This window comes from Micromonospora sp. NPDC007220 (assembly GCF_040634035.1).
Lineage (GTDB): Bacteria > Actinomycetota > Actinomycetes > Mycobacteriales > Micromonosporaceae > Micromonospora > Micromonospora reichwaldensis.
Genome location: NZ_JBEYEU010000022.1, coordinates 64,148 through 89,625 on the forward strand (window position 1 = coordinate 64,148; position 25,478 = coordinate 89,625).

Here is a 25,478-nt window from a genome sequence, read left to right on the forward strand (position 1 = left end):
GTCAGCATCCGTCGGAGGTGAACGCCATGCGCAGGTCGGGCAGGTTGAAGACGGCCGCCGTGGTGGCGTAGTTGTTCTGCCGCAGGTTGGTGATGATCACCGTGTCCGACTGCTGGGCGAAGACGCCGGGGTTGCCTTTGACCCCGGGGACCTGGTCGAGGGTGCTGGCGTCCTGCCCGACGTTGATGTTCTTGAAGGAGGCGTTGCCGGCGACCTCGTCGCCGTCGACGACCAGGGTGCGGGCGGTGACCGGTGTGCCGGCGCCGCCGGCGGTGATCTTCAGGTAGACGCCGCCCAGGTTGATGCTCTGGCAGAGGTTCGTCAGCTCGGCCTTGTCGATCGCCGACACCATCACCAGGACCTGTCCGCCGGTGTCGCCCTGGTTGGGGCTGTCCGGAATCATCTGGTCGATGGTGGCGAACTGCTCGAATCCCGTGCCGGTGAGCTTGTCGGCGGTGACGGTGAACGGCATGCCGGAGATGGCGAACTGCGCGCCCAGTACGCCCTGGGCGGTCAGCACGACCATGCCGGCGGCACCCGCCACGACGGTGCCCAGCGTGGCGGCGAACCGGCGCCAGCGCACGCCGCTGCGCGGCGGATCGGGTTCGATCGGTGCGATCTGCTCCGACATGGCGGGCTCCCTTTCGAAGATCAATTGATCGGCGACAATGGGAAATCGACTCAAGGTTCTGCGCAGGCTGAAGTTACCGCCGAGTAAATGCCGGGTCAACGGCCGGTGGGGGCTGGTTGAGGCGGTATCTGCCAAATACGGCCAAAGTGAAAAACCGCTGCGGTTTCCGACCGCGGGGCGGCGGGCTGCCCGGCCGGGAGGCGGGGGCGCCGTCAGGACAGGGTGGCCGCCTCGCCGGCCGGCGCGCACGGCGCGGTCGTGCCCGGGCCGTCGGCCGGGCGTGCCAGCCCCGTCGCCCGGGCCGCGTCGTCGGTGCCGAGGAAGGGCGCGGTGGCCGCGTAGGTGAGCACCGGCAGCAGCTGGGGCAGCTCCGTCGCCCGGCCCTGGGCCACCCGGCTGCGCACGGTGGCGTGGATCCCGCCGACCACGGTGGAGACCAGCGCGTCCCGGTCCACGTCCACCGTCGGGCCGGGGCCGGCGTCGGCGAAGAACCGGCGGAAGCTGCCGAGCAGGGCGTCGCGCTCCCGGCGGGCGTCCGGGCCGGCCGCGTCCACCTCGACGAGCGCCATCCGGGCGAAGGCGGGCACGCTCGCCAGTACCTCCAGCAGGGTGCGCAGGGCGGCGCGGGCGGCGTCCGACCACGTCGGCCCGGCCTCCCGGTAGGCGCTCTCCATGAGCTGCGACAGCACGGCGACGCCGTGCCGGTACGCGGCGAGGAAGGCGTCCTCCTTGCCGCTGAAGAGGGCGTAGAAGGCCGGTCGGGTCACCCCGGCGGCGTGGCAGATGTCGGTGACCCGGGCGTTGTCGTAGCCCTTCGTCGCCACCTCCCGCACGAGCCCGTCGAAGAGGCGGTCGCGCTGGGTGGCGGCCACCGCCTCGGCGGAGAGCCGGCGCGGGCCACGCTTGATCGCGCGATCGGGGTCGCGACCGGGGCGTGCGCCCGGCAGGGGTGCCGGATGCGGGCGGCGCTGCGTGGTCAACGTGCCTGCCTCTCCATTCATTGACTTTACGACCCTCCGGGGTTTATAACTTGCTGCACGCTCAGTTGGGATCCCGTCACCATGGGTGATATTCCGGATGGTCACCCGTTGACTCATCGAAGGAGGGCTCGATGGCTGCCATTATCGCGGAACAGGAGCGCCCTCCCAAGGCCGGAAAGACGCAGGTGACGCCGCTGCGCCGCGGCGTGCCACGCCGGCCTGCCCGCTGACGTCGCCGCACCACCACCGCCACCGCCGTCCGGCCCCGACGGCCGCCCGGCAACCCCCACCGCCGTCCATGACGCGACGGCCCCGGTCGCCGCGCGGGCACCCCCCGCCCACGCGAGTCGACCTCCCCCGCCCCGGAAAGGAAGAACCATGCTCAGGTACGGACGAATCGGCGTGGGTCTCACCACCCTCGCGCTGCTGACCGGCCTCGCCGCCGCCCCGGGCTCGGCCGCCGCTCCGCGCTCCGCCACCCCGGCACCGTTCGCCAACAACGTGCTGACCTACCCGACGCCGGGCGGCACCGCCGTCGCCGTCAACGACGTGATCCGGGCCAGCCTCAGGACCGGCACCAACGCCACCTTCTACTCCTCCGCCTCGGGCACCACCGGCGTGAAGTGCGCCGCGTCCACCTTCAGCGCCAAGGTGCTGAGCAACCCGGCGGCCCCGGGCACCGCCACCGAGAGCCTGACCGCCCAGTCCTTCACCAACTGCACCACCAACGTCATCGGCACCACCGGGGTGCAGAGCGTGACCGTGCAGAACCTGCCGTACGCCACCTCGGTCACCAGCGCCGGCGTGGTCAAGATCAGCGGCACGGCGACGGCGCCGATCCAGAGCACCGTCGTGCTGAACTCGCTGCTCGGCGCGATCACCTGCGTCTACCGGACCAGCACCAACAGCCTGACCGGCACGGCGACCAACGCCAACAACTCGATCACCTTCACCAACCAGACGCTGACGAAGTTCTCCGGCCCCAGCCTCTGCTTCGGCACGGCGTACTTCTCCGCGGCGTACTCGCCCGTGCAGGACTCCAGCAAGGGCAACGCCCCCGTCTACGTCAACTGATCGCGGTCCACGGGGCCGGCGCGCGGCGATCCGTCGTGCGTCGGCCACCGGTCGTGCGCCGGTCAGCCGTCGCCCAGCGCCGTGTGCAGGGCCCGCACGGACCGGATGGCCGAGCGGATCTCCTGGAGGTAGCGACCCGGGGTGAGCGCCGGTTCGGGCAGCCCGGCCAGGTCGGGCAGGGCCGGGTCGACGCCGACGGTCTCGATCGCGCAGCCGTACGGCACGGCGAGGGTGCGCAGCGCGTCGCAGTGCTGGAACGGCACGTAGATCGGCGCGGTCACCATCAGCACCGCGTCGCCCGCGCGCAGGCGGACGTGCTCGGCCCAGAACCGCTGGGTGTCTGCGGTGTGCGCGCGGCGCCGCGCGGGATCGCCGGACGGGGCGGCCAGTACGCGCACCGGCGGGCCGCCCTCGGGCCGGTACGTGCGCGACGACCAGGAGCGGTGGGGGTGGTCGGCGTCGTGGCCGTCCTCCTCGGCCGGGACGGTCACCGCGAACTCCCGCCGCACCGCCGCGTCCAGCGCCGCCACCTCGGTGTCGCAGGGCGGGACGCCGGCCACCTCCAGGGCCCGGCACTCCGCGTCCGACAGCGGGCGGAAGCTACCCAGCACCGCCACCTCGCCGCCGACCCGGGTGCCGCCGCGCAGCAGGTGCGCCGCGTACGCGACCCGGCGCTGGCAGGCGTGCGCCAACCCGCCGAGCACGACCAGGTGGGCGTACCGCGAGCGGGCCGGCGCCGCCGGACGCACCATGCCGAGCGCGGCGGCGGTGGCGAGCACCAGCCGCGCGGTGGCCGCGTCGACGGCCGGTTCCCGGGCGTCCGGCCGCTCCCGGCCACCCCGGAAGTCCCAGTGCCGGGCGGAGAAGTCGTCGAGGCCGGCCAGCACTCCCGCCACGTCCCCGTCCGGCCACGTGCCGCCGAAGTGCCCGACGAGGTCGCGCAGCGGTCCGGAGCCCACCCAGGCCCGTACGCCGGCCGCAATCGTCTCGACGCTCGTGCCCGCCGCGCCGGTCGGCAGCGCCGGCGCCCCACGCGGCGCTTCCTCACCGGTCCGCACCGCCGGATCGTACCGGCGGCCGGGTGCCCGGGCGACGAACGACCGGGCCGGCGGCGACGACCGGGGCCGGGCGACGACCGGACCGGACCGGACCGGGCCGGGCGACGGTGTGGGGCGGCCCCGGTGCCGCGCCACCAGCCGGCCCTTGTCCCCGCCGCCGGCTGGTGGCAGCGTGCGGTTACCGCGAACGCCGCTGAGAGGGTGCGACGATGACCACCGACGATCTGCTGGCCCGGCACCGGGCCGTGCTCCCGTCCTGGATGCCGCTCTACTACGACGAGCCGATCGAGCTGGTCTCCGGCTCCGGCCGTCGGGTCACCGACGCCCGGGGCCGCACCTACCTCGACTTCTTCGGCGGCGTGCTGACCAACATGATCGGCTACGACGTCCCGGAGATCCGGGAGGCCGTCGAGCGGCAGCTGCGCACCGGCATCGTGCACAGCTCCACCCTCTACCTGATCCGGCAGCAGGTCGAGCTGGCCGAGAAGGTCGCCCGCCTCTCCGGCATCCCCGACGCGCGGGTCTTCTTCACCAACTCGGGCACCGAGGCGAACGAGGCGGCGCTGCTGGTCGCCACCAACCACCGCCGCTCGCACCAGATCCTCGCCGTGCGCAACAGCTACCACGGCCGGTCGTACGCGGCGATGGGCGTGACCGGCAACCGGGGCTGGTCGGCCAGCGCGCTCAACCCGCTCCAGGTGGCCTGGCTGCACTCCGGCGAGCGGCTGCGCGGCCTGCTGGCCCGGCTGGGCGAGGCCGAACGGGTCGAGGCGGCCGTGGAGGACCTGCACGAGGTGCTCGCCACCCAGACCTCCGGCGACGTGGCCTGCCTGATCGCCGAGCCGATCCAGGGCGTGGGCGGCTTCGTGCACCCGCCGGACGGGCTCTTCGCCGCCTGGAAGAAGGTCCTCGACTCCCACGGCATCCTGTTCGTCTGCGACGAGGTGCAGACCGGCTGGGGGCGTACCGGGGAGCACTTCTGGGGCTACCAGGCGCACGGCGTGACCCCGGACCTGCTCACCTTCGCCAAGGGCATCGGCAACGGCTTCGCCCTGGCCGGCGTGGTCGGCCGCGCGGACGTGCTGGAGTCGGTGCCGGGCATCAGCTTCTCCACCTTCGGCGGCAACCCGGTCTCGACGGCGGCCGGCAACGCGGTGCTCGACTACCTGCTCGACCACGACCTCCAAGCCAACGCGGCCCGCACCGGCGCGATCCTCGCCGACGGCCTGCGCGCCGCCGTAAGCGGTCTCGACGGCGTCGCGGAGGTACGCGGCAAGGGGCTGATGCTCGGCGTCGAGTTCGTCCGGCCGGGCACCGCCGAGCCGGATCCGGCGCTGACCGGCCGGGTCTTCGAGGCGTGCCGGGCCGGCGGGCTGCTGACCGGCAAGGGCGGCCTGTACGGCAACGTGCTGCGGATGGGGCCACCACTGACGCTGACCGAGGACGAGGCCCGCGAGGGCCTGGCCATCCTGGTCGACGCGATCCGCTCCTGCGTGGCGGCGGAGGTGGCGGCGTGAGCGCGGCGGAGCACGGCGTGGACGTCATCGGCCACTTCGTCGACGGCAAGCCGTTCAGCGGCTCGTCCGGGCGGCACGGGGACGTCTTCGACCCGGCGACCGGTCGGCGTACCGCCCGGGTGGAGCTGGCCTCGGCGGCGGACGTCGCGGTCGCGGTGGAGGCCGCCGGGCGCGCGGCCCGGCTCTGGCGGGACGCGTCGCTGGCGAGGCGGACGGCCGTGCTGTTCGCCCTCCGGGAGCTGGTGCACGCGCGGCGGGACCGGCTCGCCGAGGTGATCACCGCCGAGCACGGCAAGGTGCTCGCCGACGCCGCCGGCGAGGTGCAGCGCGGCCTGGAGATCATCGAGTACGCCTGCGGCATCCCCTCCGCGCTGCGCGGCGGGTTCAGCGAGAACGTCTCCACCGAGGTCGACTCGTACAGCCTGCGGCAGCCGCTCGGCGTCGTCGCGGTGATCTCCCCGTTCAACTTCCCGGCGATGGTGCCGCTGTGGTTCCTGCCGATCGCGGTGGCCTGCGGCAACGCGGTGGTGCTCAAGCCGAGCGAGAAGGACCCGAGCGCGGCGCTGCTGCTGGCGGAGTGGTTCGCCGAGGCCGGCCTGCCCGACGGGGTGCTCAACGTCGTCAACGGCGACGCCGAGGCCGTGGACGCGCTGCTGGACCACCCGGGCGTGAAGGCGGTGTCGTTCGTCGGCTCCACCCCGGTCGCCCGGCACGTCCACCAGCGCGGCACCGCCGCCGGCAAGCGGGTGCAGGCGCTGGGCGGGGCGAAGAACCACATGGTGGTGCTCCCCGACGCCGACCTGGACCTGGCCGCCGACGCGGCGGTCAACGCGGGGTTCGGCTCGGCGGGGGAGCGGTGCATGGCGATCTCGGCACTGGTCGCGGTGGAGCCGGTCGCCGACGCCCTGGTCGCCCGGATCGCCGAGCGGATGGGCCGGCTGCGCACCGGCGACGGCCGGCGCGGCTGCGACATGGGCCCGCTGGTCACCGCCGCGCACGCCGCCCGGGTGCGCGCGTACGTCGAGGCGGGGGTGGCCGCCGGCGCGGTGCCGGTGGTGGACGGCCGCGACGTCGAGCCGGACGGGGACCCGAACGGGTTCTGGCTGGGCCCGACGCTGTTCGACCGCGTCACCCCGGACATGTCGATCTACACCGACGAGATCTTCGGCCCGGTGCTCGGCGTGCTGCGGGTCGGCTCGTACGACGAGGCGGTGGAGCTGGTCAACGCCAACCCGTACGGCAACGGCACGGCGATCTTCACCAACGACGGCGGCGCGGCCCGGCGCTACCAGCACGAGGTGGAGGTCGGCATGGTCGGCGTCAACGTGCCGATCCCGGTGCCGATGGCGTACTACTCCTTCGGCGGCTGGAAGGCCTCGCTCTTCGGCGACCTGCACGCGCACGGCGAGGACGGGGTGCGCTTCTTCACCCGGGGCAAGGTGGTCACCAGCCGCTGGCTGGACCCCCGGCACGGCGGGGTCAACCTCGGCTTCCCCACCCAGACCTGAGCAGGCGCAGGGTGCCGGCCCCAGCCAGGTACGCCACCAGCGCCGCCGCCGGCAGCCCCAGCGGCTCGGGCGCCGCCCTCGGCGTCTGGGCGTTGACCACCAGGGCGTACACCACGGCGGCGAAACCGGCGGCGGTGAGCGCGCTGCGCACGGTGGCCCGCCACCCGCCGCCGGCCGGCGCGCGGCCCGACGCGGCCCCGCCGCCGGCCGGCCGACCCTGCCCGGCGCGGCCGGTGCGGGCCTCGACGGGGCCGAAGACGGCGACCAGGGCGGCCAGCACCACGGTCAGCATCAGCACCCACGGCACCCGCCAGGCCAGCCAGGCCGCCGACCCCGCGGGTGGGGTCGGCAGCCTCCCGGCCGCGTCCAGCGCGCCGACCAGCAGGATCGCGGCGGTGAGGTGCCAGAGGAAGACGGTGAGCACGACGGCGTTCACCGCGATCACCGCCTGCCACGGGCGGGGGCGGCGCAGCCAGCGCTCCGCCGGGTCGCGCAGCAGCAGGATCAGCCCGAACTGGGCGGCGGTCAGCGTCAGCAGGGCCAGGCTGGGCGGGGCGGCGTTGTCCAGCCGCTCGCCCGGGACGTTGAGCATGCTCACCGGGTACGGTCCGACGGTGGTCAGTAGCACCGTCGCGGCCAGGCCGCCCAGCAGCGCCGCCGCGCCCGCGCGCCGCGACAGCGGCAGCCGACGTGGCCCCGCCCGGTCGCGCGCGGCCGCGGGGCGTGGCGGGTGCCCGCCCGTCCCGTCCGGGTGGGCGTCGTGACGCCCGGCGTCGGCGTCGCGCCAGGCGATGCCGAGCTGGTGCACGGCCAGCCAGCCGAGGACGTAGTTCGGCAGCGCCAGCTCCGCCGGGCCCAGCGCCCGCCCCACGTCGCCGGCGACGACCAACGCGGCCAGCGCCGCCGGCACGAGCAGGCCGAAGCGCCGGTGCAGGGCGAGCATCGCCGGGGTCAGCGGCACCACGATCAGGTAGGCGGCGAGGAACCAGAGCGGGATCGTGGCGAACCAGGCGACGGTACGCACCAGCGTCGCCCCGACGCCGACGAGCGACGCGAGCGCGGCGCCGCCGGCGATCACCAGCAGCAGCGCGGTCGTCGGGCGCAGCAGCCGGGCGCCCCGGTCCAGCAGCCACGCGGTGGCGTCGACGCCGGCGGCCCGGCGGGCGGCCAGCGAGGCGGCGTTGGCGTACCCGCCGACCAGGAAGAAGATCGGCATGACCTGGGCGACCCAGGTGAGCGGGTACGCCCACGGCAGGTCGGGCAGCGCCGAGCGCCCCGTCGGCCGGCCGGCGGCGTCCTCGCCGATCGTGGCGACCGCCCAGTGGCCGAGAACGACCATGCCGATCGCGAGCGCCCGGAGCAGGTCGACGTAACGTTGCCGACCAGCGGGGGTGCGCGCGGCGAGTTGCCGCAGGCGGCGCATGGCCCCGAGGGTACGTCAGGCGTGGACTGGCCGCTGCTGATAACGGTTCGGTCCCCGGGGGTTGAAGTCCGCGCCCTCCTGCCGTAGAAATTCTTCAGCAACATATTGCGAACTGAAGACAAATTCCCCCTGCGCCTCGTGCGGCGGTCACCATCCCCCATCCGGCGACCGCCCGGACCGATCCGAGGAGAGACCATGAACAGGCGTGACATCCTGCGGCGCACCGCCGCCGCCGGCCTCCTGGCCACCCCCGCCGCCGGCCTGCTGACCGGCTGCGCCACGGGCGGCGGTGACGACGACAAGGGCGACGCCGGCACCTACAAGGGCACCAAGAGCGAGCAGAACCCGCTCGGTGTCAAGGAGGACGCGCCCCTCGAGGTGGTGATCTTCAACGGCGGCTTCGGCGAGGAGTACGCGAAGGCCCACGAGGCCATGTACACCGAGAAGTACCCGAAGGCGAAGATCAACCACTCGGCGACGCAGGAGATCGCGAAGACCCTCCAGCCGCGCTTCGTCGACAACACCCCGCCGGACGTGGTCAACAACTCCGGCGCCAACCAGATCGACTTCAACGGCCTGGTGTCGCAGAACGCCATCGCCGACCTGGGCGAGCTGCTGGCCGCCCCGAGCCTCGACATCCCGGGCAAGACGGTCAAGGACACGCTGCTGCCGGGCGCCGTCGAGGTCGGCTCGTACGACGGCAAGTTCCTGGTGATGAACTACACCTACACCGTCTACGGCATCTGGCACTCCACCAAGCTCTTCACCGAGCGCAAGTGGGAGTACGCCAAGACCTGGGACGAGCACATCGCGCTGTGCAAGCAGATCAAGGCCGCCGGCATCGCCCCCTGGACATACGCGGGCGCGCACCCGCGCTACATGAGCTGGCCGGTCATCTCGACCGCCATCAAGTTCGGCGGCCCCTCGGTCGCCACGGCCATCGACAACCTGGAGCCCAACGCCTGGAAGTCCGACGCGATGAAGACCGCGGCCGACGCCTGGCACCAGATCGTCAAGGACAAGTTCATCCTCGAGGGCTCGCCCGGCCTCGACCACAAGCAGTCGCAGACCGCGTGGTGCCAGGGCAAGGCGGCCTTCATCTCCTGCGGTTCCTGGCTGGAGAGCGAGCAGAAGGACGTCACGCCGGCCGGGTTCAACATGACCATCCAGCCGACCCCGAGCCTGGGCAGCGGCGACAAGCTGCCGTTCGAGGCCGTCCGGGGCACCGCCGGGGAGCCGTTCATGGTCCCGGCGAAGGCCAAGAACGTCGCCGGTGGGCTGGAGTTCTTCCGGGTCATGCTCTCCAAGAAGGGCGCGCAGGACTTCACCAAGAAGGTCTCCAGCCTGACCGTGGTGGCCGGTGCCAGCGAGGGCGTCGAGCTGCCGTTCGGGCTGAACACGGTCGTCAAGGCGCTGGAGGCCTCCGGCAGCAACGGCTTCAACTGGGTCTACAACAACTACTACCGCAAGCTGGAGCGCAACCTCATCGACGCCGCGTGCGGCGAGTTCTTCAGCGGGCGGATCGGCCCGGCGGAGTTCCTCGACCAGTGCCAGAAGGGCGCGGACTCGATCGCCCAGGACAGCTCGATCAAGAAGTACAAGCGGGCCGCCTGACACCCCGGCCGGTGAGGGCGGGGCGGACCGCCCCGCCCTCACCGGACCGCCGCTGAAGAGGTAGGACCTCATCGTGAGACATGGCAAGTACCCGCTGATCGTCACCTTCCTGGTGCCGCCGGTGCTGCTCTACGTCATCTTCGTCGTGTCGCCGTACCTGCAGGCGTTCCAGATCTCCACCACCGACTGGCTCGGCTACTCGGCCGACGCCAACTCGGTCGGGCTGGCGAACTTCAAGACGCTCTGGAACGACGACTACGTCTGGAACGCGTTGAAGAACAACGCGATCCTGCTGGCGCTGGTTCCGGTGCTGACGATCGTGCTCGGCCTCTTCTTCGCCGCCATGCTCAACATGGGCGGGCGCAAGGGCCGGGCGGGGGTCAGCGGGGTGCGCGGCTCGTCGTTCTACCGCACGGTCTACTTCTTCCCGCAGGTGCTCTCCGTCGTGATCATCGCGCTGCTGTGGAAGGAGGTCTACCACCCGAACAAGGGCCTGCTCACCAGCGCTCTGAACAGCGTCGGTCTGGGTGCGCCCACCTGGCTGGGGGATCCGCGGACCGCCTTCTGGTGCGTGCTCGCCGTGATGATCTGGAGCAACGTCGGCTTCTACGTGGTGCTCTTCGGCGCAGCCATGTCGGCCATCCCCAAGGAGATCTACGAGGCGGTCATGCTCGACGGCGCCTCCCGGCTGACCACGCTGTGGAAGGTGACCATCCCGCTGCTCTGGGACACCGTCCAGGTCGCCTGGGTCTACCTGGCCATCTTCGCCCTGGACGGGTTCATCCTGGTGCAGCTGATGACCAACGGCGGTCCCAACTTCTCCACCGACGTCATCGGCGTGCGGATGTACGACACGGCGTTCGGCAGCGAGACCAAGTTCGGCTACGCCTCGGCGATCGGCGTGGTGATGTTCTTCCTGACCCTCACGGTGGCGGTGCTGGCGCTGCGGGCCAGCAAGCGAGACAGGATCGAGTACTCGTGACGACTCTGGACAAGCCCGCGTCCGTGGCGCTGCCCGACGAGCCTCCCGGCCCCGCCGACCGCCCGGTACGCCGCGAACTCGGCGTCGCCAACGTGCTGTCGCACGGCTTCCTGCTGTTCTGGGGTGCGCTGACCGTACTGCCGCTGCTCTGGATGTTCATCAGCTCGTTCAAGAGCAACGCGGAGATCCTGGCCGACCCGTGGTCGCTGCCCGGCGCGCTGCGCTTCGACAACTGGTCGCGTGCGTGGAGCGGTGCACACATCGGCCAGTACTTCCTGAACAGCCTGGTGGTGGTCGCGGGCTCGGTCACCCTGACCATGCTGATGGGCGCCACCGCCGCGTACGTCTTCGCGCGCTACGAGTTCCGGGGCAAGCAGGTCGTCTACTACCTGTTCGTCGGCGGGCTGATGTTCCCCGTCTTCCTGGCCCTGGTGCCGCTGTTCTTCGTGGTGCGCAACGCCGGCCTGTTCGGCACCTGGACCGGGCTGATCCTGGTCTACGCCGCGTACTCGCTGCCGTTCACGGTGTTCTTCCTGACCGCCTTCTTCCGTACCCTGCCCACGGCTGTCGCGGAGGCGGCACTGGTCGACGGCTGCGGTCACTTCCGGCTCTTCTTCCAGGTGATGCTGCCGATGGCGCGTCCGGGACTGATCAGCGTCGCGATCTTCAACTTCCTCAGCCACTGGAACCAGTTCCTGCTGCCCCAGGTGCTCATGCAGGGCGACGAGTCCAAGTGGGTGCTCGCCCAGGGGCTCGCCGCGCTCTCGGTCAACCAGGGCTACGCCGGCGACTACGCGCAGCTCTTCGCCGGCCTCACCATCGCGGTGGTCCCGGTGCTGCTGGTCTACATCCTCTTCCAGCGCCAGGTCCAGTCCGGCCTGACCGCCGGCCAGCTCAAGTAGTCGCGTCCGCTACCGATCAGGTCTTGTCGAGCGCGCCGGCGGCCGCACCCGCCTCGACGGGCAGAAGGGCGCCGGCCCCGCGGCTCGCTCCCGCGCGACGTCGCCTGCCGCGCGGCGAGGGCGGCCGGGCCCGCCGCCGGCGCGGCGAGGTCGTACGTCTGCGACGGACCGCGGCTGCGGTGCCACGGCACACCGGCGCACACGAGCGGCCGTGGTGCGCCTCCACGCGACGCGCTGACCCGGCCGCTCGATCACGTTCCGGTTGATCGAGGTCCAGCGGACGAGCCGCTCCCGCCGCGTCGGGCTGCCACTACACGCACGCTTGTAAACGGCTTGAGTCGCGGCGGTGGCGCCGACGTGGCGGACTGCGCCGCAGGAGCCCTTTTGACTGGTGGGGGCGGGTACGGCGGTGTCACCGATGCCGGTGCGCCGCGCCCGCGATCCCTTGTTGATGTTGATGGTATAGCGGGATCTGTCGATCGATGAAACACTCGCCCATAGGCAGTCATGAGTCGATCAGCGGTTCGTCGCAAGACTTCCATGGTCGCCTCCGGCTGCTCCGAAAAGGAACAGGCAGGTGCAGTTGCTCGCGTGAAGACCTGCGGGTCCGCATGGCGGAGCGCTGCCGATCCACGCACGGGAGGTGAGCATGAAGAAGGAAGCGAAGCCCATCACCAAGGCCGACCTCGACGCGCTGAAGCAGGCCGTCGGCAAGGTCACGCCGAAGGCGACCACCGCCAAGGCGGGCGGATCCCGCGTTCACATGGGGACCGTCACCTACACCCGCTAGTGCCGTGGCGGTGGGTGACGTCTGACGTCGCCCACCGCCCTGGTCACCGTGCCCATCGCAGCCCTTGGAAGAGGCGATATGAAGATCGGTTTCCTTGGACACAACGGCTTTGCTCTCGGGGCCGAGGATTCCCCGGTCCTCGTGGATCCGATCCTGTACCGCCGCTACGGTGAGGAGTACACCTCGAGCCCGGTCGAGATCTATCCGCCGCGACTGATAGACGTCGACCGGATGCCACCGCCTGCTGCCGTGATCATCAGTCACGAGCACTCCGACCACTTTCACCTGCCCTCCCTGAACAAGCTCGACAAGTCGACGCCCGTCATCGTCGGGCCCACCATGATCGACACCGTCGTCGACTGCATCGAGTCGCTCGGCCTGACCGTCACCCGGTTGCCGTTCGGGGAGCCGACCAGGTTCGGGTCGGTCATCGTCACCCTCTTCCCCCCTGGCCCCGACACGGTGCTCTGGGAGAGCCGCGTGTCGCAGGTCTACGTGCTCGACGCGTCCGAGCCAGACCGGGGCGGCGTCTTCCTGGGAATCGACGCCGCCACCTCCACCGACTTCATCGACGCCGTTTCCTCGGGACGGCTGCCAGCCCCCCGGGTGGTGGCCATGAGCAACAACGCGCAGGTGACCCCGCCCGGTGTGTTCGGGTCGCTGGACTGCTACCGGCCCGCCGGGCAGACCGCCGTCCGCTACCGCGGTCAGGGCTTTCCGGGCCTGGACATCCTGGGGGAAGTTGTCGCCTCGGCGGTGGAGCAGTCGGAGATCTTCCGCGGGGCACACATCCTGCTCTGCGGCGGCGGATTCCTGAAGGACTACGAGCAGATGGGCCCGTTCCCGTTCTCGGAGCAGCAGGAGTTGGCGCGCCTGGCCAAGCAGTTGGTGCGGCACATGGATGTGGTGGGTCCCGTTCCCGGCGACGTCGTCGAAGTGCGTGAGCACGGCATCGAGAAGGTCGGGGAGCTGTCGTGGCTCGGCGTCGACCATGACCGCTTCGCCGAGCTGATCCACCGGCGGGAGAGCTTTCTGGCCAGGCGGGACAGCATCGCCATGCGCTGCATCGAGAACGCCGACGAAGAATCCGAGGACGCGGCGCTGGCCTGCATCGAACGCGAGCTTACGTATCTGAGCCGCGTCCTGCTGCTCAGTGACTTCGGCCGGCGGATGGCCGTTTCGCCGTCGGCACACCCATTCGTCCTCAAGCTCAAGTATCTGACCCGTCCGGACCGCAGCTTTCGCTTCGATCTGGCCGCCGGGGCGTTCGAGGAGGCAGCGGATCTGCCGCTTGACGACTCTGTCGCCGCGTACCCCGAGGGAATCTTCATCCACGCCGTCGACTTCGCCGCCGTACTCCGTGGCGACCTGCAGTACTGGGACGTCGTCGGCATCGCGATGCGCACGTGGTTCGACGGAGACGCGCTGTCCTCGCCGGTGGCGCTGTTCTACGACGCCCTCGGCGAGCAGGTACGGCCGGACCTGTCGTGCCGGGTCTACCAGCAGCAGCTCGAGTACCTCGAGAAGGAGAACGCCTGATGTCCCCCGCATCCCTGACGTTCCTGGGCCACCAGTCGTGGCTGGTGGAGATCGGGGATACCCGTGTCCTCGTCGATCCGGTGCTGACCGACTCCTTCGGCCACTCGGACAGGCTGCGTTTCGAGATCCATCCCGCGCGCCAGGTGGTGGTGGAGAAGATGCCGTCGCTGGATGCCGTGCTGGTCACCAACGAGCATCTGGACCACTTCCACCTCAACTCGCTGGACCTGCTGCCTCCGGAAACCCGGATTCTGATGCCACGGATGATGCCGAAGGTGTGCGTTCGCGCCCTGGAGGAGGCGGGCCGCCAGGTCGAGTTGGTCGAGCTCGGCGCGGTGCAGAGGATCGGCGCGGTCGACGTGGTGTTCGTCCCGGGCGGCCCGGATGCGCCGATGTGGGAGAACCGTGTCGCCAGCGTCTTCGTGCGGCATGCGGAGGAGAGGGTCGGCGGAGTCTTCATCCAGTCCGACACGTCGATCGCGCCCCCCTCGCTGGAAGGCGGATGCGATCCGGACATCGTCGTGGCCACCCACAACGGGCAGGTGCCGCCGGCGGGTCACCTCGGCGCGTTCGACAACATGCTGCCGCTCGGCAGTGCCGACTTCGCTGAGGTCACCGGCCTCCGCCTGCTGCACGGGGTGCTGTCCGACGTCGTGGCGAGCTTCCCCTCGGTCCGGTACGTGACCTTCAGCGGTGGCGGCTACGTGCAGGTTCCCGCCAAGCACGGTGAGTTCCTGTGGGGAAACTTCGAGCAGTTGGCCGGTATCGCCAGCCGGCTCTCGCTGACCACCCGGGTGCTGGGAATGAGTCCCGGCCAGACCGTGCTGGTCGACGACGGGACGGAGGTGCGCTACAGCCAGGCGGAATGGATCGATCCTGCCGAGCCGTCGCGTCCCGTCGCCCCCAGTGACAAGGAGGCCGTTGCCGAGCCGGACCTGTCCGAGCCGCTGCTGCCCCTGTTCGACGAACAGCTCACGGACGAGGACCGGGCTCTCGTCGAGTCGGAACTCCAGCTCATGGCTCCGCTGCTGATGCAGGCGAACCTGGGGCGGCACCTGATCACCCAGAACACCTATCTCGACAAGCCGGTCGGCCCGCACAGGTTCGCTGTCCACCTGCGCGGCTTCGACGCCTCCGGTGAGGCGGATGACGGCCGAACCTTCGTGTTGAACTTCAACAACGGCCGTTTCGAGGAGCAGCCGCTGGACCTCCGCGACTGCCTGTTCTCCGTGCCGTCCGGCATCGACGTCAACGCTGTGGACCTTGTCGCCGTACTCCGGGGCAGGATCCACATCTGGGAACTCGCGGTCAGCCGCATGCGCCAGTGGTACCTGTGCGAGAAGATGGACAGCCCCGTGGGCTTCCTGTACGGCTACTACAGCGAGCAGGTGCGGCCGGAACTGGCCGCCGAGCTCTACCGCAACGTACGGGCCCTTGCGTGGCGATAGTGGTCGTGGGTCCACCTGCCGCAGGCAAGTCGACTGTCGCTGGTGTCCTGGCCGCTCGCCGGGGCCTGGAGGTCGCCTGCTTCGACGAGGATCCTCCGCGCTGGTACGGAAGGTTCGGATACACCGAGCAGGCCGCCGATGACGCGTACGCCAGCGGTGGCCTTTCCGCTTGGCACGCCTATACCGCCCGCTACGAGGTGCGTGCACTGGCTGAGGCGGTCACGGCCACCGAGGGGGTGGTCGACACGGGCGGGGGCGTCGCCCTCCAGCGCGGCGGGTCGATCGAGGAACGTATGCTCCGTAGCGCCCTCGACCGGGCGGATTTCGCCGTCCTGGTCTGTCCTCATCTGGAGGATCCGGATCAGGCGGCAGATGTTCTGGCGCAACGTCTTCTGTCCCGTGAACCGGGTGGCATGCCGGGCGACTGGCACCAGCCGGACGGTGTTGCGCTGCTCCAAGGTCTGATCCGGGCTTCGCTGGCGCTGAAGGAGAGCGTGGACCTGCTGATCGACACGGCCAACGGCGAATTTCATGAGCGGCATCGGCTACGGCCCGCTACTTCCGAGGTAACTTGATGTTCAACGCGTCCCTTCTCACTCCGCTGCGGTTGCCGAAGTTCCGGCGGGTCTGGATCGGCCAGCTCACCAACGTCGTCGGTGACGCCCTCTACACCGTGGCGGTCGCGCTGTTCCTGCTGCCACGCGAGGATGCCGCTCAGGCGGTGGGTCTGGTACTCGGGATGACGGCTCTGGGTGGCGTCGTCTCGCTGTTGATCGGCGGTGCCCTGGCGGACCGGCACCGCCGCTCTCGCATGATCATCATTTCTGACCTGATCCGCGCCGCCGCCGTTCTGGGCATCATCCTCGTCGGCAACGACGCGCCGCTGGTGGTGCTCGGCGTGCTGGCCGCGGTGCTCGGCATCGGCAGCGGTTTCTACCGTCCCGCGTACGGGGCGATCCTGCCGTCGCTGGTGCCCGAGGAGATGTTGGCGAGCGCCAACGGCCTGCGGTCCCTGGTGAACCGCTTCGGTGTCATCGTCGGCGCCGCGCTCGGCGGGGCCGTGGCAGCGGCGTTCAGCCCGACCTGGGCGCTCGGAATCAACATCGTCACCTTCCTCGTCAGCATCGTCACGCTGCTCCGACTGAATGAGCCAGCGCCCAGTCCGGAGGGCCAGGGCTCGTCGCTCGCAGCCGACATCAAGGACGGTTTCGCGTACGTCATCCGGCTGCCGTGGATGGCCGGTGTGATGCTGCAGGGCACGTTGCACATGGCGATGGTGGCGGCACCCGTCGCGGTGATGCTGCCCATCCTGACCGGGCCCGAGGGCTGGTTCGGCTACATCTCGGCGGCTGAGGGGGGCGGGGCCTTCCTGGGCGCGATGCTGGCCTCGTCGATCCGTACGCGTTCGCCGGGCTGGGTGGCGACCTTCGTGCTGCTGCTCCAGCTTCCGCAGACCGTCCTGCTGGCGATGGACGGGCATCCGGCGTTGATTCTCGTCGCCTCCGCGCTGACCGGGTTCGGACTGGCCACGTTCGCGGTGCTGTGGACCACCGCTCTGCAGAGGACCGTCCCGCGTGGGCGGCTCGGGCGGGTGTTCTCCATCGATCAGCTGACCGTCTTCGGTCTGATGCCCGTGGGATACCTCCTTGCCGGCTGGCTCCTGGAGAGGCTGGGTCCCGCCACCCTGGGTTGGGTGGCGACGGTGATCCTGGTGGTGTCGACCCTGATGGTGCTTCCGCTGCCAGGGCTGCGCCGGCTGGGCATGGAGGAGGAACGGGTGCCCGATCTGGCGGTCGAGGGTGTGGGGCGATGAGCGGAACCGGGCGGCACCCGGAAGCCAATCGTCTCCTCGGCCTGGAACCGGTGCTCTACAGGGACCTGCCGATGATGGTGGCGCCCGCCCCCGCCGACACGGAAGTCGCCGTGTGGTGGCCCCAGCCGAACGAGATGCCCTCGCTCACCGCATCCTGGCGGGACGCCACCGCCACCCGGCTGCTGCACGCCGTCTACCTGTCCGAGGCTGACGGAGAACCGCGGTGAAGGCCATCTTCGAGGGTGGCCGCAGCTGGCGCGTCCACTCCACCGGCGGGGTCAGGGTGGCGGTGGACCCGGCCTGGCTCGATGACGTGGGATGGACCGACTCCTACCGCTACGTGTTCCACCCACCCAGACACCTCGACCACGGCGCGATGCCGCCGGTCGACGCGGTGGTCATCACCGGTGCCCGCCCGGAACAGCTGGACCTGCAGACGCTCCACGAGCTCGATCGGCAGGTGGTGGTGGTGGTGAGCCCGCTGCTGCCGGCGGTGGCCGCCGAAGCGATCGAGGTCCTGGGGTTCGTCGCGATCCGCGGGTACGTCGACCACGACGTCTCCGTCGGTGACCTCGTGCTGCGATTCGTGGCGCCGGCGCCGGTCAGTACCGCGGCCCTGCCGACCGCCGGGCTGATGGTCCGCGAAACCGGCTGCCCATCGGCGTTCTACCTGCGCGGCGACGGTCCCTGTCGAGCCGATGGAGTGCCTTCGGACGAGGGCTCGGTGTTCGAGGTGCGCCACGGCGGGGCCGAGCGGGCGCCCGCGTCAGATGGCGACGGGCTGCACCTTGGCAGCGGCGTGCGGCACCCGGCGGTCGACCGGTCGGTGTTCGACGGTTGGGTGGCGCAGGGCTCCGGGCCCGGGGCCGCCGCACCGTGCGTGGTCCGTGCCGGTGACGCCTGGGACATCGACGTGGTCGTGAAGCCGGCAGCCGCCGCGGAGTGGGTCTCGCCCGGCCACGAACAGGAGCTGGGTGAGCTCGTGCTCCCCCTGTCCGCACGGCCGAGAAGCGACCGCGAAGGACGCGACCGCCACGAACTCGTGCTCGACGAGCTTCCCGGCCTGGCGAGGGACCTGACGCTGTACCCGCCGGGCGGTCCACGGCGCGCGCACTGGGCGCAGGGCACCCACGACGGCCTCGGGCCCAAGACCTTCCTGCTCACCCTCATCGAAGGTCCGGCGGGTACCCGCTGCCAGTACGCGCTCGACGTCACGCGGTCCGGGTTCGTGCCGTTGTATGAAGCCGCCGAGACGGCCCGGGACCGGTTCCCGTGTGGACTCACCCTCTGCTTCGACGATTTCGTCGCCATCCTGCGAGGTGAGCTGTACGCCGCGGACGTGTTCGCGTCGTCCCACGTGTGGAGCCGTGACGCGGATCCCGAAGACGTCCGGCGGACACTGGCGGACCTGTTCAGCGTCGCCCGACCGCAGCTCCTCAGACGTGTGCTGATATCCCAGGCCAACGCGCTCGTGGCCGGGTGGGCGCCAGCGGCACTGCTCGAGGTGCGGGAACCGGGTGGGACCTCATGACGGTATCGATCAGCCGCGTCTCGTCCGTCGTCATCTTCTCCGAGGAATGGCTTGCGATCGCGCACTGGTGGGCCAACCTCACGCGGCAGCCGCTGGTCCGCTTCCCCCGTTCGGCGTCGATCGACCTGGCCGGGGTAGAGATCGTGTTCTCCCCGACGGACGAACGCAATCCTCCCGGCGGTTCGCCGCTGCCGTACCTGTGGGTGGCGGACTTCAACGACGCCCGCCGTGAACTCGCCAACCGGGGCTGCCTGGAGATACACCGGCCGCTGGCCGTGCAGGGTGGCCGGCAGATCACCCAGTTCCGCGATCCCTTCGGCAACATCTTCGGCATCGAGGGCGCCCTGTCCGGGCCGGACGAGCTGTGGCCGGAGGTGGTGCAGGAGATGCGGGAGCTGAGGGAACTCTATGAGTGAAGGCGCCCGCGTCGCGGCGACCTGGAGGGTGGCCGACGTCGACCCACCCGCTGCACCGCCGAGGGAGCACCTCGCCCGGCACCACGGGCAGACCCGCAGCGACCCGTGGCAGTGGATGGAAGACCTGTTCACCCCCGAGGTCTTCGCCGTCGTCCAGGCCAACAACGCCTACACCACGGCGATCCTGGAGCCGCTGGAGAGCACGGCCGCAGACGCTGAGGCGCAGATCAGGTCCTGGACGCCGCAGGGCACGCGCTCGGTGCCCGTCGCGAAGGGGCAGTGGCTCTACTACAGCCGTACGGCCGATGGATCCGCGGCGGTGCTCCGCTGCCGCAGCCTGGTCGACCCCGACTCGGGCGAGGCCGTGCCACAGACCGAACAGGTCGTGCTCGACGAGGCCGCGCTGTCAGCCGGGCAGCCGCACTTCGCGCTCGGTGTCTACGACGTCTCGCCGGACGGTCGGCTCCTGGCGTACGCCGTCGACCTTGTCGGCGACGAGCGGTTCCACCTGCGTTTCCGGGACGTCGCCGCCGGCTCCGAGCTGCCCGTCCAGGTCGACGGGGTCACGTACGGCGGCGCCTGGGACGCCGCCGGCGAGCACTACTTCCACCTCGTCACGGACGCCACCGGCCGGGCCTTCCAGGTATGGCGTCTCACGCTGGCGACGGGCGAGCGGACCCTGGTGTACGAGGAGCCGGACGAGTCGTCGTGGCTCACCGTCGACCTGTCACGTAGTGAGAGGTACGTCTTCATCGAGTCGGACAGCCACGTCGGCAACCAGATCTCCGTGATCGACGCGCTGGCGCCACGGTCCGAACCGTTCCTCCTGGGGCCGGCACGACGTGCCGGCACGCATCTCCAGGCCGACCACCGGGAGGGGCAGTTCTGGATCCTGGCCAACTCCGGTGACGAGACCTCCCGGCTGTGGCACTGCCCGGCCGGGGCCCCGGCAGAGCCGACCGAGGTGGTGTTCGGCGACGCGCGGGAGACGAAGCTGCTGACCGTCGACGCGTTCGCCGGACACGTGGTCCTGCAGACGTACTCGCCCGGCCACCGGGGGATACGGGTCATCGACGCCGACAACGTCGTGACCGACCTGGCGCTACCCGCCGCGACGACGTGGGTGAGTGTGAACGGCAATCCGGACCACCACTCGCGGCTCGTACGGTTCACCGCCTCCTCGGTCGTCTGCCCGCCGATCACCGCGGCGTACGACCCGCACAGCCGCAGCACCGACATCGTGGACAGGGCGGTGGTTCTCGGTTGGGATCCGGCCAGGTACGAACAACTCGACCTGGTGGCCCACGGCCGTGACGGGACGGCGGTGGCGTTGACCGTGGTGCGGCAACGTCGCAGCGCTGGTGCGCCGCCACCGGGCGCGGTGCTCGAGGTCTACGGTGCCTACGGTGCCGTCGTACCGCTGGACTTCGATCCCGCGCGGCTGCCGTTCCTCGACCGTGGCGGCATCTACGCGTTCGCTCATGTCCGCGGTGGGGGAGAGGGGCCACCCGGTTGGCACGAGGCTGGCCGTGGCGAGCACAAGGCGACCAGCGTGAACGATTACCTGGCCTGCGTGGAGGCACTCGTCCGAACCTGTGACCTGCCACCGGGGCGCGTCGTCGCCAGCGCCGCGTCCGCCGGTGCCCTCGTCGCGGCTGCCGCCTGCAACACCTCGCCGGAATCGTTCGCCGGGCTGGTGCTCGACGTTCCGTTCCTCGACCCGCTCGGCACCCTGCTCGACTCCGAGGCGGCGCTCACCACTGTCGACCGGGCGGAGTGGGGCAACCCGCTGGCCGACGCGCGCGCCTACGCCGCCATCAGCGCCTACGCGCCCTACGACAACATCTCTTCCCGCGAGTACCCGCCGGTGCTGGTGTTCGCCGCGCTGAACGACAGCAGGGTCGGGGCGCACGAAGCGCTCAAGTACGTGTCCCGCCTGCGCGAGCAGGCCCACGGCGGACCGTTCCTGCTGTCGACGGACCTGTCAGCCGGCCACGGCGGCAGCACCGACCGCGACGCACGTAAGCGAAAGGCGGCGCTCGTCTGCGCCTGGGCACTGAAGGCACTCCACCAGGTGCCGTGACGCCTCCTCCTGAAAGGACCCGCTCGTGTCGAGACGACCAGTTCCACCCCCGGATCGCCTGCTCGCGGGGATGCACGGCGAGGCGGACCACAGAGGGTTCCTCGCCACACACGTGGCGTTCCGGGACGAGACCGGAGCACCCGTGCTCAAACTCGTGGACACCGGCAAGTCCGTGCTCTGCATGGTGGAGCGGCGGTGTCAGGCGTGCGGGTTCGACATCGCCCGTGACGACCTGATCATTTTCGTCGGATACAGCGAAGATGTGACCTTCAAGGAGCCGCCCCTGCACCTCGACTGCGGTGTCTACTCGCTCGGCATGTGCCCGGCCCTCATCACCCGTCATCGCCGCGAACAGCTGCGCATCGTGGTCTGCCGGGACTACGAGTTCCTACCGAAGAGCGAAGGCCGACCGCCCCGGTGCCGGCCGCTACCCGGGGCCGACGAACACGGCCGCGAGGCGCCCCCCGTCGAGTACACCGTGGAGGAACTCCACCGGATGCTCGCCGAACGGGCGTCGGGCCAGCACGAGTGATCATCCGATCGGCATCACGGAGCCGGTGAGCAGGTCGGCCACCTCCGCCGGCAGCTCCAGGTCGACGCTGGCGAGCTGGGCCCGTACCTGGTCGGCGTCACGTGCGCCGAGGAGCACACCGGCGACTCCCGGGCGGTCGCGAACCCAGGCCAGCGCCACCTCGGCGCAGCTGCGGCCCAGCGCCCCCGCGACGAGGTCGAGTACCTCGATCGCCGCCGGCACCTCGGGAGCGGACAGGAAAGGCGCGATGAACGGCGAGTATCGGGGGTCAGCACCTCTGGTACCGGGCGGCACACCCCGGTGATACTTGCCCGTCAGGACCCCGCTGGCCAGTGGCGACCATGCCAGCACCCCCGCACCGTACGCACGGACCCGCTTCGCGACGGCTTCGGCCGCCCGAACCAGCAGCGAGTACTGGAGCTGCACCCCGCTGATCGGCATGCCGATCCGCTCCGCGACCGCGAATGCCTCGTCCACCTGGCGGGGCGTGTAGTTGCACACCCCCACCGCCCTGGCGCGGCCCGAATCACGTGCGACACGTAGCGCCTCGACGCTTGCCGACAGCGGGGTCGCGTCGCTCCAGGCGTGCAGCTGCCACAGGTCGACATGGTCCGTACCGAGACGCCGCAGCGACGCGTCGAGCTGGGCCAGCAGGGCATCGGGGGTGGTGTCCACGCCGTTCGCGGTCACGCCGGCCTTGGTGCTGACGACGACGGCGTCACGCGGCACCGACGCGAGCAACCGGCCGAGGATGCGCTCGGCGTTACCGTCCGTATAGACGGCTGCGGTGTCGACGAGCGTGCCGCCCGCATCGAGGAAGCACCACAACTGCTCCCGTGCGGAGTCCTCGTCGGTCTCGTGGCCCCACGTCCACGTGCCCAGGCCGTAGCCGGAGACGGCCAACCCGCCCAGGGGCCTCAGCTGCATCCTCTGCCACTCACACCGGCACGCCGCAGCGGCGGCGCAGGTCGGCGGGGAGCGCATCGACCACCCCGCTGCTCACCAGATCGGACCGGAACCGCTGTGCCAGGTCGTCATTGGTGGCCGTCCGTTGCCGCACCACCGGAGACGTCACCACGGACTGCCGGGGAAGGCCGAGGTACTCAAGGACACCGTTGACCGAGCCAGCCAGATCGTCGTCCAGCTCCTCGTAACTCAGGGTGTAGGGTGCCGTGTCGCGCTCGGCGAAGAACGGGCTCCACCCGTGCTCGATGACCGCCAACGCCTGCAGGGTGTCCAACAGGACGTCGAAGTCGTAGGCCGGGGTCCCCGCCACGGCGTCGCGAAATTCGTCGTCGTCGGTGTGGCCCGTCCCGGCCCAGCGCACGTATTCCTTGGTCACCGCGGCGAGATAGCTGGACACCGTCTGCAGGACCAGGTCGTCGCGGTAGAGGCGGATGAACCGTACATCCTGCCGGCCATCGAGAACGGCGAGTGGATCGACACCGAGGTTGTCACGCGACCACTCGACCTGATTCCAGTGCAGCTTGAGGGCGAGCACTCCGCCGCTGTCCGCCTCGGCGCGCACTCTGCGGAGATACGCCGACGGGTCCGTCAGCCGCGGCTCGTCCATCGTGGATTGCGGTGCCCGCAGGTCCCAGGTGCCGGCCAGATGGTGGATGCGTGGACGGCCGAACCACTCCCGCGGTGAGCCGGCGCCCCGAACGCGCCCCAATGCCTCGCAGAGGTAGGTGCTGCCGACGCGCGGAGTGGCGCAGACAACGTAGGTCAGCGACACCGGCGACCTACTTGATCGCGATGATGGCGAGAAGAAAGCCCAGGCGGGCGAGCGCGTTGACGCCGGTCGTCCCCGGCTCCACGGGAACCCGCTCGATCACGATTCGCCGGTAGTGGCTGTAGAGTTTTTCCTGTTGAACCTCGTCGATGGTCGGCAGGATCCAGAACAGCGCGACGGCGGCCCCCGGCTTGAGGTGCGATGCCGCCTCGACGAGGAAGGAGACATTCTCGTCGACCAGGGCGGGCACATCCTCGGCGTAGGTGTCGAAGAAGATCCCGTCGGCCTCCGCGAACAGGCCTGCCTGATTCTGCCAATAGTCGTGCACGGGCCGGATGTCAGCCTGGGGGCGCTCGGCCCGCCACTGCCGCAGGCGCTCGAACATCTCCGGGTGGGGTTCGATGATGGTGTGGCGCTCGATCTTCTGGTCCTGGAGAGCACCTGCGGAGATCCCCATGCCGAAGCCGACCTCGATGATGCGGGTCCGCTCCAGGTTCGCGAGCAGGATCTCTGCCATCCGTTGCATGAGCGGGGTCTCCCACCGCTTCATCACCTTGTAGTGGTCGTCGACGACGAGTTGATCGGCTTCAAGACGCGAGGGGAGGCGATGCCAGCCTGAATCGGGCTTCACGGCAGCCAAGTTAGCACCATCCGCGCCGGCGCGTGGGGCACCGATGCCGGCGCTCCGGGCGAGGTCGGCGGGCATTGCCGAACAATTCCCGGGGGCGGGTGCCGACGGTGGGCGGCGATGAGCCCAGAAGACGCACCTCGATGCATGGCTCTTATTTCAGTTCGTGCCGGGACGCCACAGGAACGTGGCGTGCGGCCGAATTCGAACGACGTGTACCAGGTTCCGCGATCCGAATGTGGACCGGTCGAGGGAGTGGGCTCGACCGGTGGGCTCAGCGCGTCGGGACCAGCAGGGCGTGCAGGGCCTGCGGATCCGTCACCTCGGGCAGGTCGCGGGCGGCGAGCCAGGCCGCGGCGGCGGCGCCGTCGCCGGCGCTGTGCAGCGGCGCGTCGGGCCACCGCCGGCCGACCTCGACCCGGACCGCCGCGGCGAGCGGGGTGTCGCCGGTCAGCAGGCCGCCGCCGAACACGATGGGGGAGACCTCACCCGCCGGGCGGATCCGCGCCGCGCTCTCCGCCAGGTGCGCGGCGGCCTCGTCGATGAGCCCACAAGCGACCGGCTCGTCGTCGACGGCGGCGGCGACCACGAGGGGCGCGAGCCGGGCCAGTTCCACGGGGGGGCGCCGGGTCACCGTCTGGACCAGGGCGTCGACGGTGTCCCGGGGGCGGGCCGCCACCTCGGCGGAGCCGAGCAGTTCGGTGAGCACCCCGGTCGCCAGCCGGCCCGGTGCGTGCCCCCGGTCGAGGTCGGCCAGCAGCCGGCGGACCGCCTCCCGGCCCAGCCAGAAGCCCGAACCCGCGTCGCCGAGCAGCCAGCCGTGACCGTCGGCGACCCGGTCCAGCCGCAGCTCCCGGACCCCGGCGGCGATCGCCCCGGTGCCGGCGATCAGCACCGTGCCGTCCGGGCTGGCGGTGCCCGAGGCGTACGCGACCAGCGCGTCGCCGTGCACCGCGTAGGGGCAGCGCAGGCCGGCGTCGTGCCAGGCCCGGTCGAAGGCGTCGCGGCCCGCCGGATCGGCGAGCAGCCGGCCCGCCCCGGCCAGCCCGATCGTGCCGCCACGCACCCGGGCGGGATCGACGCCGGCGAGCGCCTCCCGCAGGGCGGCCAGCAGTTCGCCCGCAGCCCGTTCGGCACCGTGGCTGGTGGGGTTTCCGCCGCCCGCCCGGCCACTGCCCAGCCGCCGCCCGTCGAGGGTCAGGGCGGTCGCCCGGGTGGACGTACCCCCGACGTCGAGGCCGACCACGACGCTGTCGGACATCCGCACCCACCTC

At 70.9% G+C, this 25,478-nt stretch carries 24 protein-coding genes; 16 read left to right on the plus strand and 8 right to left on the minus strand.

Annotated features, from left to right (window positions below; all coding sequences use genetic code 11):
- Position 1: 1 nt before the first annotated feature.
- Positions 2-631 carry a DUF6230 family protein gene (locus ABZ573_RS26490; protein ID WP_151457472.1) on the minus strand — a complete coding sequence of 210 codons (630 nt, stop codon included), beginning with the start codon at positions 629-631 and terminating at the stop codon, positions 2-4.
- A gap of 212 nt (positions 632-843) precedes the next feature.
- Entirely contained in the window at positions 844-1,611 is a 768-nt protein-coding gene (locus tag ABZ573_RS26495; RefSeq protein ID WP_358121698.1) for a TetR/AcrR family transcriptional regulator, read from the minus strand.
- 378 nt (positions 1,612-1,989) lie between these two features.
- On the opposite strand from ABZ573_RS26495, the gene ABZ573_RS26500 reads away from it, so the two are divergent.
- Positions 1,990-2,685: a Tat pathway signal sequence domain protein gene (locus ABZ573_RS26500; protein ID WP_358121700.1), complete on the plus strand. Its 696-nt coding sequence runs from the start codon at positions 1,990-1,992 to the stop codon at positions 2,683-2,685.
- A gap of 62 nt (positions 2,686-2,747) precedes the next feature.
- On the opposite strand, the gene ABZ573_RS26505 is transcribed toward ABZ573_RS26500, so the two are convergent.
- Positions 2,748-3,743 carry a hypothetical protein gene (locus ABZ573_RS26505; protein WP_327028996.1) on the minus strand — a complete coding sequence of 332 codons (996 nt, stop codon included), beginning with the start codon at positions 3,741-3,743 and terminating at the stop codon, positions 2,748-2,750.
- A 209-nt stretch (positions 3,744-3,952) separates the two neighbouring features.
- Here ABZ573_RS26505 and ABZ573_RS26510 point away from each other — a divergent pair, with 209 nt between their 5' ends.
- Positions 3,953-5,260 (plus strand): aspartate aminotransferase family protein, encoded by a 1,308-nt coding sequence (locus ABZ573_RS26510; protein WP_358121702.1) that lies wholly within the window; start codon positions 3,953-3,955, stop codon positions 5,258-5,260.
- Positions 5,261-5,277: 17 nt separating this feature from the next.
- A complete protein-coding gene (locus ABZ573_RS26515) occupies positions 5,278-6,768 on the plus strand; it encodes a CoA-acylating methylmalonate-semialdehyde dehydrogenase (protein ID WP_358121745.1) in 1,491 nt (496 codons plus the stop codon).
- Here the strand turns inward: ABZ573_RS26515 and ABZ573_RS26520 are convergent.
- On the minus strand, positions 6,740-8,191 hold the full coding sequence (locus ABZ573_RS26520; protein WP_358121704.1) for an acyltransferase: 1,452 nt from the start codon (positions 8,189-8,191) through the stop codon (positions 6,740-6,742). The two genes, ABZ573_RS26515 and ABZ573_RS26520, sit on opposite strands and share 29 nt — an antisense overlap.
- Before the next feature lie 195 nt (positions 8,192-8,386).
- Here ABZ573_RS26520 and ngcE point away from each other — a divergent pair, with 195 nt between their 5' ends.
- From ngcE to ABZ573_RS26585, 13 genes are all read left to right on the plus strand, one after another.
- Positions 8,387-9,805, plus strand: a complete 1,419-nt coding sequence (gene ngcE / locus ABZ573_RS26525; RefSeq protein WP_132238802.1) for an N-acetylglucosamine/diacetylchitobiose ABC transporter substrate-binding protein — start codon at positions 8,387-8,389, stop codon at positions 9,803-9,805.
- Between the two features lie 73 nt (positions 9,806-9,878).
- The gene (locus ABZ573_RS26530) at positions 9,879-10,787 is read left to right on the plus strand and encodes a sugar ABC transporter permease (RefSeq protein ID WP_101411517.1); all 909 of its coding nucleotides are present in this window, start codon (positions 9,879-9,881) and stop codon (positions 10,785-10,787) included.
- A gap of 152 nt (positions 10,788-10,939) precedes the next feature.
- Positions 10,940-11,689, plus strand: a complete 750-nt coding sequence (locus ABZ573_RS26535) for a carbohydrate ABC transporter permease (RefSeq protein WP_199184745.1) — start codon at positions 10,940-10,942, stop codon at positions 11,687-11,689.
- Between the two features lie 649 nt (positions 11,690-12,338).
- Positions 12,339-12,479: a hypothetical protein gene (locus ABZ573_RS26540; protein ID WP_192581290.1), complete on the plus strand. Its 141-nt coding sequence runs from the start codon at positions 12,339-12,341 to the stop codon at positions 12,477-12,479.
- A 78-nt stretch (positions 12,480-12,557) separates the two neighbouring features.
- Positions 12,558-14,018 (plus strand): MBL fold metallo-hydrolase, encoded by a 1,461-nt coding sequence (locus ABZ573_RS26545; protein ID WP_358121707.1) that lies wholly within the window; start codon positions 12,558-12,560, stop codon positions 14,016-14,018.
- Positions 14,018-15,466, plus strand: a complete 1,449-nt coding sequence (locus ABZ573_RS26550; RefSeq protein WP_358121747.1) for an MBL fold metallo-hydrolase — start codon at positions 14,018-14,020, stop codon at positions 15,464-15,466. The genes ABZ573_RS26545 and ABZ573_RS26550 overlap by 1 nt, the downstream gene beginning before the upstream one ends.
- Positions 15,457-16,041, plus strand: coding sequence for a hypothetical protein (locus tag ABZ573_RS26555; protein WP_151453237.1), 585 nt, complete (start codon positions 15,457-15,459; stop codon positions 16,039-16,041). The genes ABZ573_RS26550 and ABZ573_RS26555 overlap by 10 nt, the downstream gene beginning before the upstream one ends.
- The gene (locus tag ABZ573_RS26560) at positions 16,041-17,279 is read left to right on the plus strand and encodes an MFS transporter (protein ID WP_151453236.1); all 1,239 of its coding nucleotides are present in this window, start codon (positions 16,041-16,043) and stop codon (positions 17,277-17,279) included. The genes ABZ573_RS26555 and ABZ573_RS26560 overlap by 1 nt, the downstream gene beginning before the upstream one ends.
- The gene (locus ABZ573_RS26565) at positions 17,276-17,506 is read left to right on the plus strand and encodes a hypothetical protein (protein ID WP_151453235.1); all 231 of its coding nucleotides are present in this window, start codon (positions 17,276-17,278) and stop codon (positions 17,504-17,506) included. Before ABZ573_RS26560 ends, ABZ573_RS26565 begins: the two co-directional genes overlap by 4 nt.
- Before the next feature lie 56 nt (positions 17,507-17,562).
- Positions 17,563-18,810 (plus strand): hypothetical protein, encoded by a 1,248-nt coding sequence (locus ABZ573_RS26570; protein ID WP_151453234.1) that lies wholly within the window; start codon positions 17,563-17,565, stop codon positions 18,808-18,810.
- Complete coding sequence (locus tag ABZ573_RS26575) at positions 18,807-19,226, plus strand: glyoxalase (RefSeq protein ID WP_151453233.1); 420 nt, start codon at positions 18,807-18,809, stop codon at positions 19,224-19,226. Before ABZ573_RS26570 ends, ABZ573_RS26575 begins: the two co-directional genes overlap by 4 nt.
- Entirely contained in the window at positions 19,219-21,309 is a 2,091-nt protein-coding gene (locus ABZ573_RS26580) for a prolyl oligopeptidase family serine peptidase (RefSeq protein ID WP_358121711.1), read from the plus strand. Before ABZ573_RS26575 ends, ABZ573_RS26580 begins: the two co-directional genes overlap by 8 nt.
- Before the next feature lie 70 nt (positions 21,310-21,379).
- Positions 21,380-21,841, plus strand: a complete 462-nt coding sequence (locus ABZ573_RS26585) for a hypothetical protein (RefSeq protein WP_358121713.1) — start codon at positions 21,380-21,382, stop codon at positions 21,839-21,841.
- Here ABZ573_RS26585 and ABZ573_RS26590 read toward each other — a convergent pair whose 3' ends face one another.
- From ABZ573_RS26590 to ABZ573_RS26605, 4 genes are all read right to left on the minus strand, one after another.
- Complete coding sequence (locus ABZ573_RS26590; protein WP_358121715.1) at positions 21,842-22,744, minus strand: aldo/keto reductase; 903 nt, start codon at positions 22,742-22,744, stop codon at positions 21,842-21,844.
- Between the two features lie 34 nt (positions 22,745-22,778).
- The gene (locus ABZ573_RS26595) at positions 22,779-23,579 is read right to left on the minus strand and encodes a Stf0 family sulfotransferase (RefSeq protein WP_358121717.1); all 801 of its coding nucleotides are present in this window, start codon (positions 23,577-23,579) and stop codon (positions 22,779-22,781) included.
- A 7-nt stretch (positions 23,580-23,586) separates the two neighbouring features.
- Entirely contained in the window at positions 23,587-24,282 is a 696-nt protein-coding gene (locus tag ABZ573_RS26600; RefSeq protein ID WP_358121719.1) for a class I SAM-dependent methyltransferase, read from the minus strand.
- A 196-nt stretch (positions 24,283-24,478) separates the two neighbouring features.
- A complete protein-coding gene (locus tag ABZ573_RS26605) occupies positions 24,479-25,465 on the minus strand; it encodes a BadF/BadG/BcrA/BcrD ATPase family protein (RefSeq protein ID WP_358121721.1) in 987 nt (328 codons plus the stop codon).
- Positions 25,466-25,478: the final 13 nt, after the last annotated feature.

Bases quoted from the DNA above. Each gene is read 5' to 3' on its own strand.
- ABZ573_RS26550 (WP_358121747.1), top strand. From the start codon at position 14,018: ATGTCCCCCGCATCCCTGACGTTCCTGGGCCACCAGTCGTGGCTGGTG.
- ABZ573_RS26545 (WP_358121707.1), top strand. From the start codon at position 12,558: ATGAAGATCGGTTTCCTTGGACACAACGGCTTTGCTCTCGGGGCCGAG.
- ABZ573_RS26585 (WP_358121713.1), top strand. From the start codon at position 21,380: ATGCACGGCGAGGCGGACCACAGAGGGTTCCTCGCCACACACGTGGCG.
- ABZ573_RS26540 (WP_192581290.1), top strand. From the start codon at position 12,339: ATGAAGAAGGAAGCGAAGCCCATCACCAAGGCCGACCTCGACGCGCTG.
- ABZ573_RS26575 (WP_151453233.1), top strand. From the start codon at position 18,807: ATGACGGTATCGATCAGCCGCGTCTCGTCCGTCGTCATCTTCTCCGAG.
- ngcE (WP_132238802.1), top strand. From the start codon at position 8,387: ATGAACAGGCGTGACATCCTGCGGCGCACCGCCGCCGCCGGCCTCCTG.
- ABZ573_RS26560 (WP_151453236.1), top strand. From the start codon at position 16,041: ATGTTCAACGCGTCCCTTCTCACTCCGCTGCGGTTGCCGAAGTTCCGG.
- ABZ573_RS26500 (WP_358121700.1), top strand. From the start codon at position 1,990: ATGCTCAGGTACGGACGAATCGGCGTGGGTCTCACCACCCTCGCGCTG.
- ABZ573_RS26565 (WP_151453235.1), top strand. From the start codon at position 17,276: ATGAGCGGAACCGGGCGGCACCCGGAAGCCAATCGTCTCCTCGGCCTG.
- ABZ573_RS26510 (WP_358121702.1), top strand. From the start codon at position 3,953: ATGACCACCGACGATCTGCTGGCCCGGCACCGGGCCGTGCTCCCGTCC.
- ABZ573_RS26600 (WP_358121719.1), bottom strand. From the start codon at position 24,282: ATGCCCGCCGACCTCGCCCGGAGCGCCGGCATCGGTGCCCCACGCGCC.
- ABZ573_RS26535 (WP_199184745.1), top strand. From the start codon at position 10,940: ATGTTCATCAGCTCGTTCAAGAGCAACGCGGAGATCCTGGCCGACCCG.
- ABZ573_RS26520 (WP_358121704.1), bottom strand. From the start codon at position 8,191: ATGCGCCGCCTGCGGCAACTCGCCGCGCGCACCCCCGCTGGTCGGCAA.
- ABZ573_RS26490 (WP_151457472.1), bottom strand. From the start codon at position 631: ATGTCGGAGCAGATCGCACCGATCGAACCCGATCCGCCGCGCAGCGGC.
- ABZ573_RS26580 (WP_358121711.1), top strand. From the start codon at position 19,219: ATGAGTGAAGGCGCCCGCGTCGCGGCGACCTGGAGGGTGGCCGACGTC.
- ABZ573_RS26605 (WP_358121721.1), bottom strand. From the start codon at position 25,465: ATGTCCGACAGCGTCGTGGTCGGCCTCGACGTCGGGGGTACGTCCACC.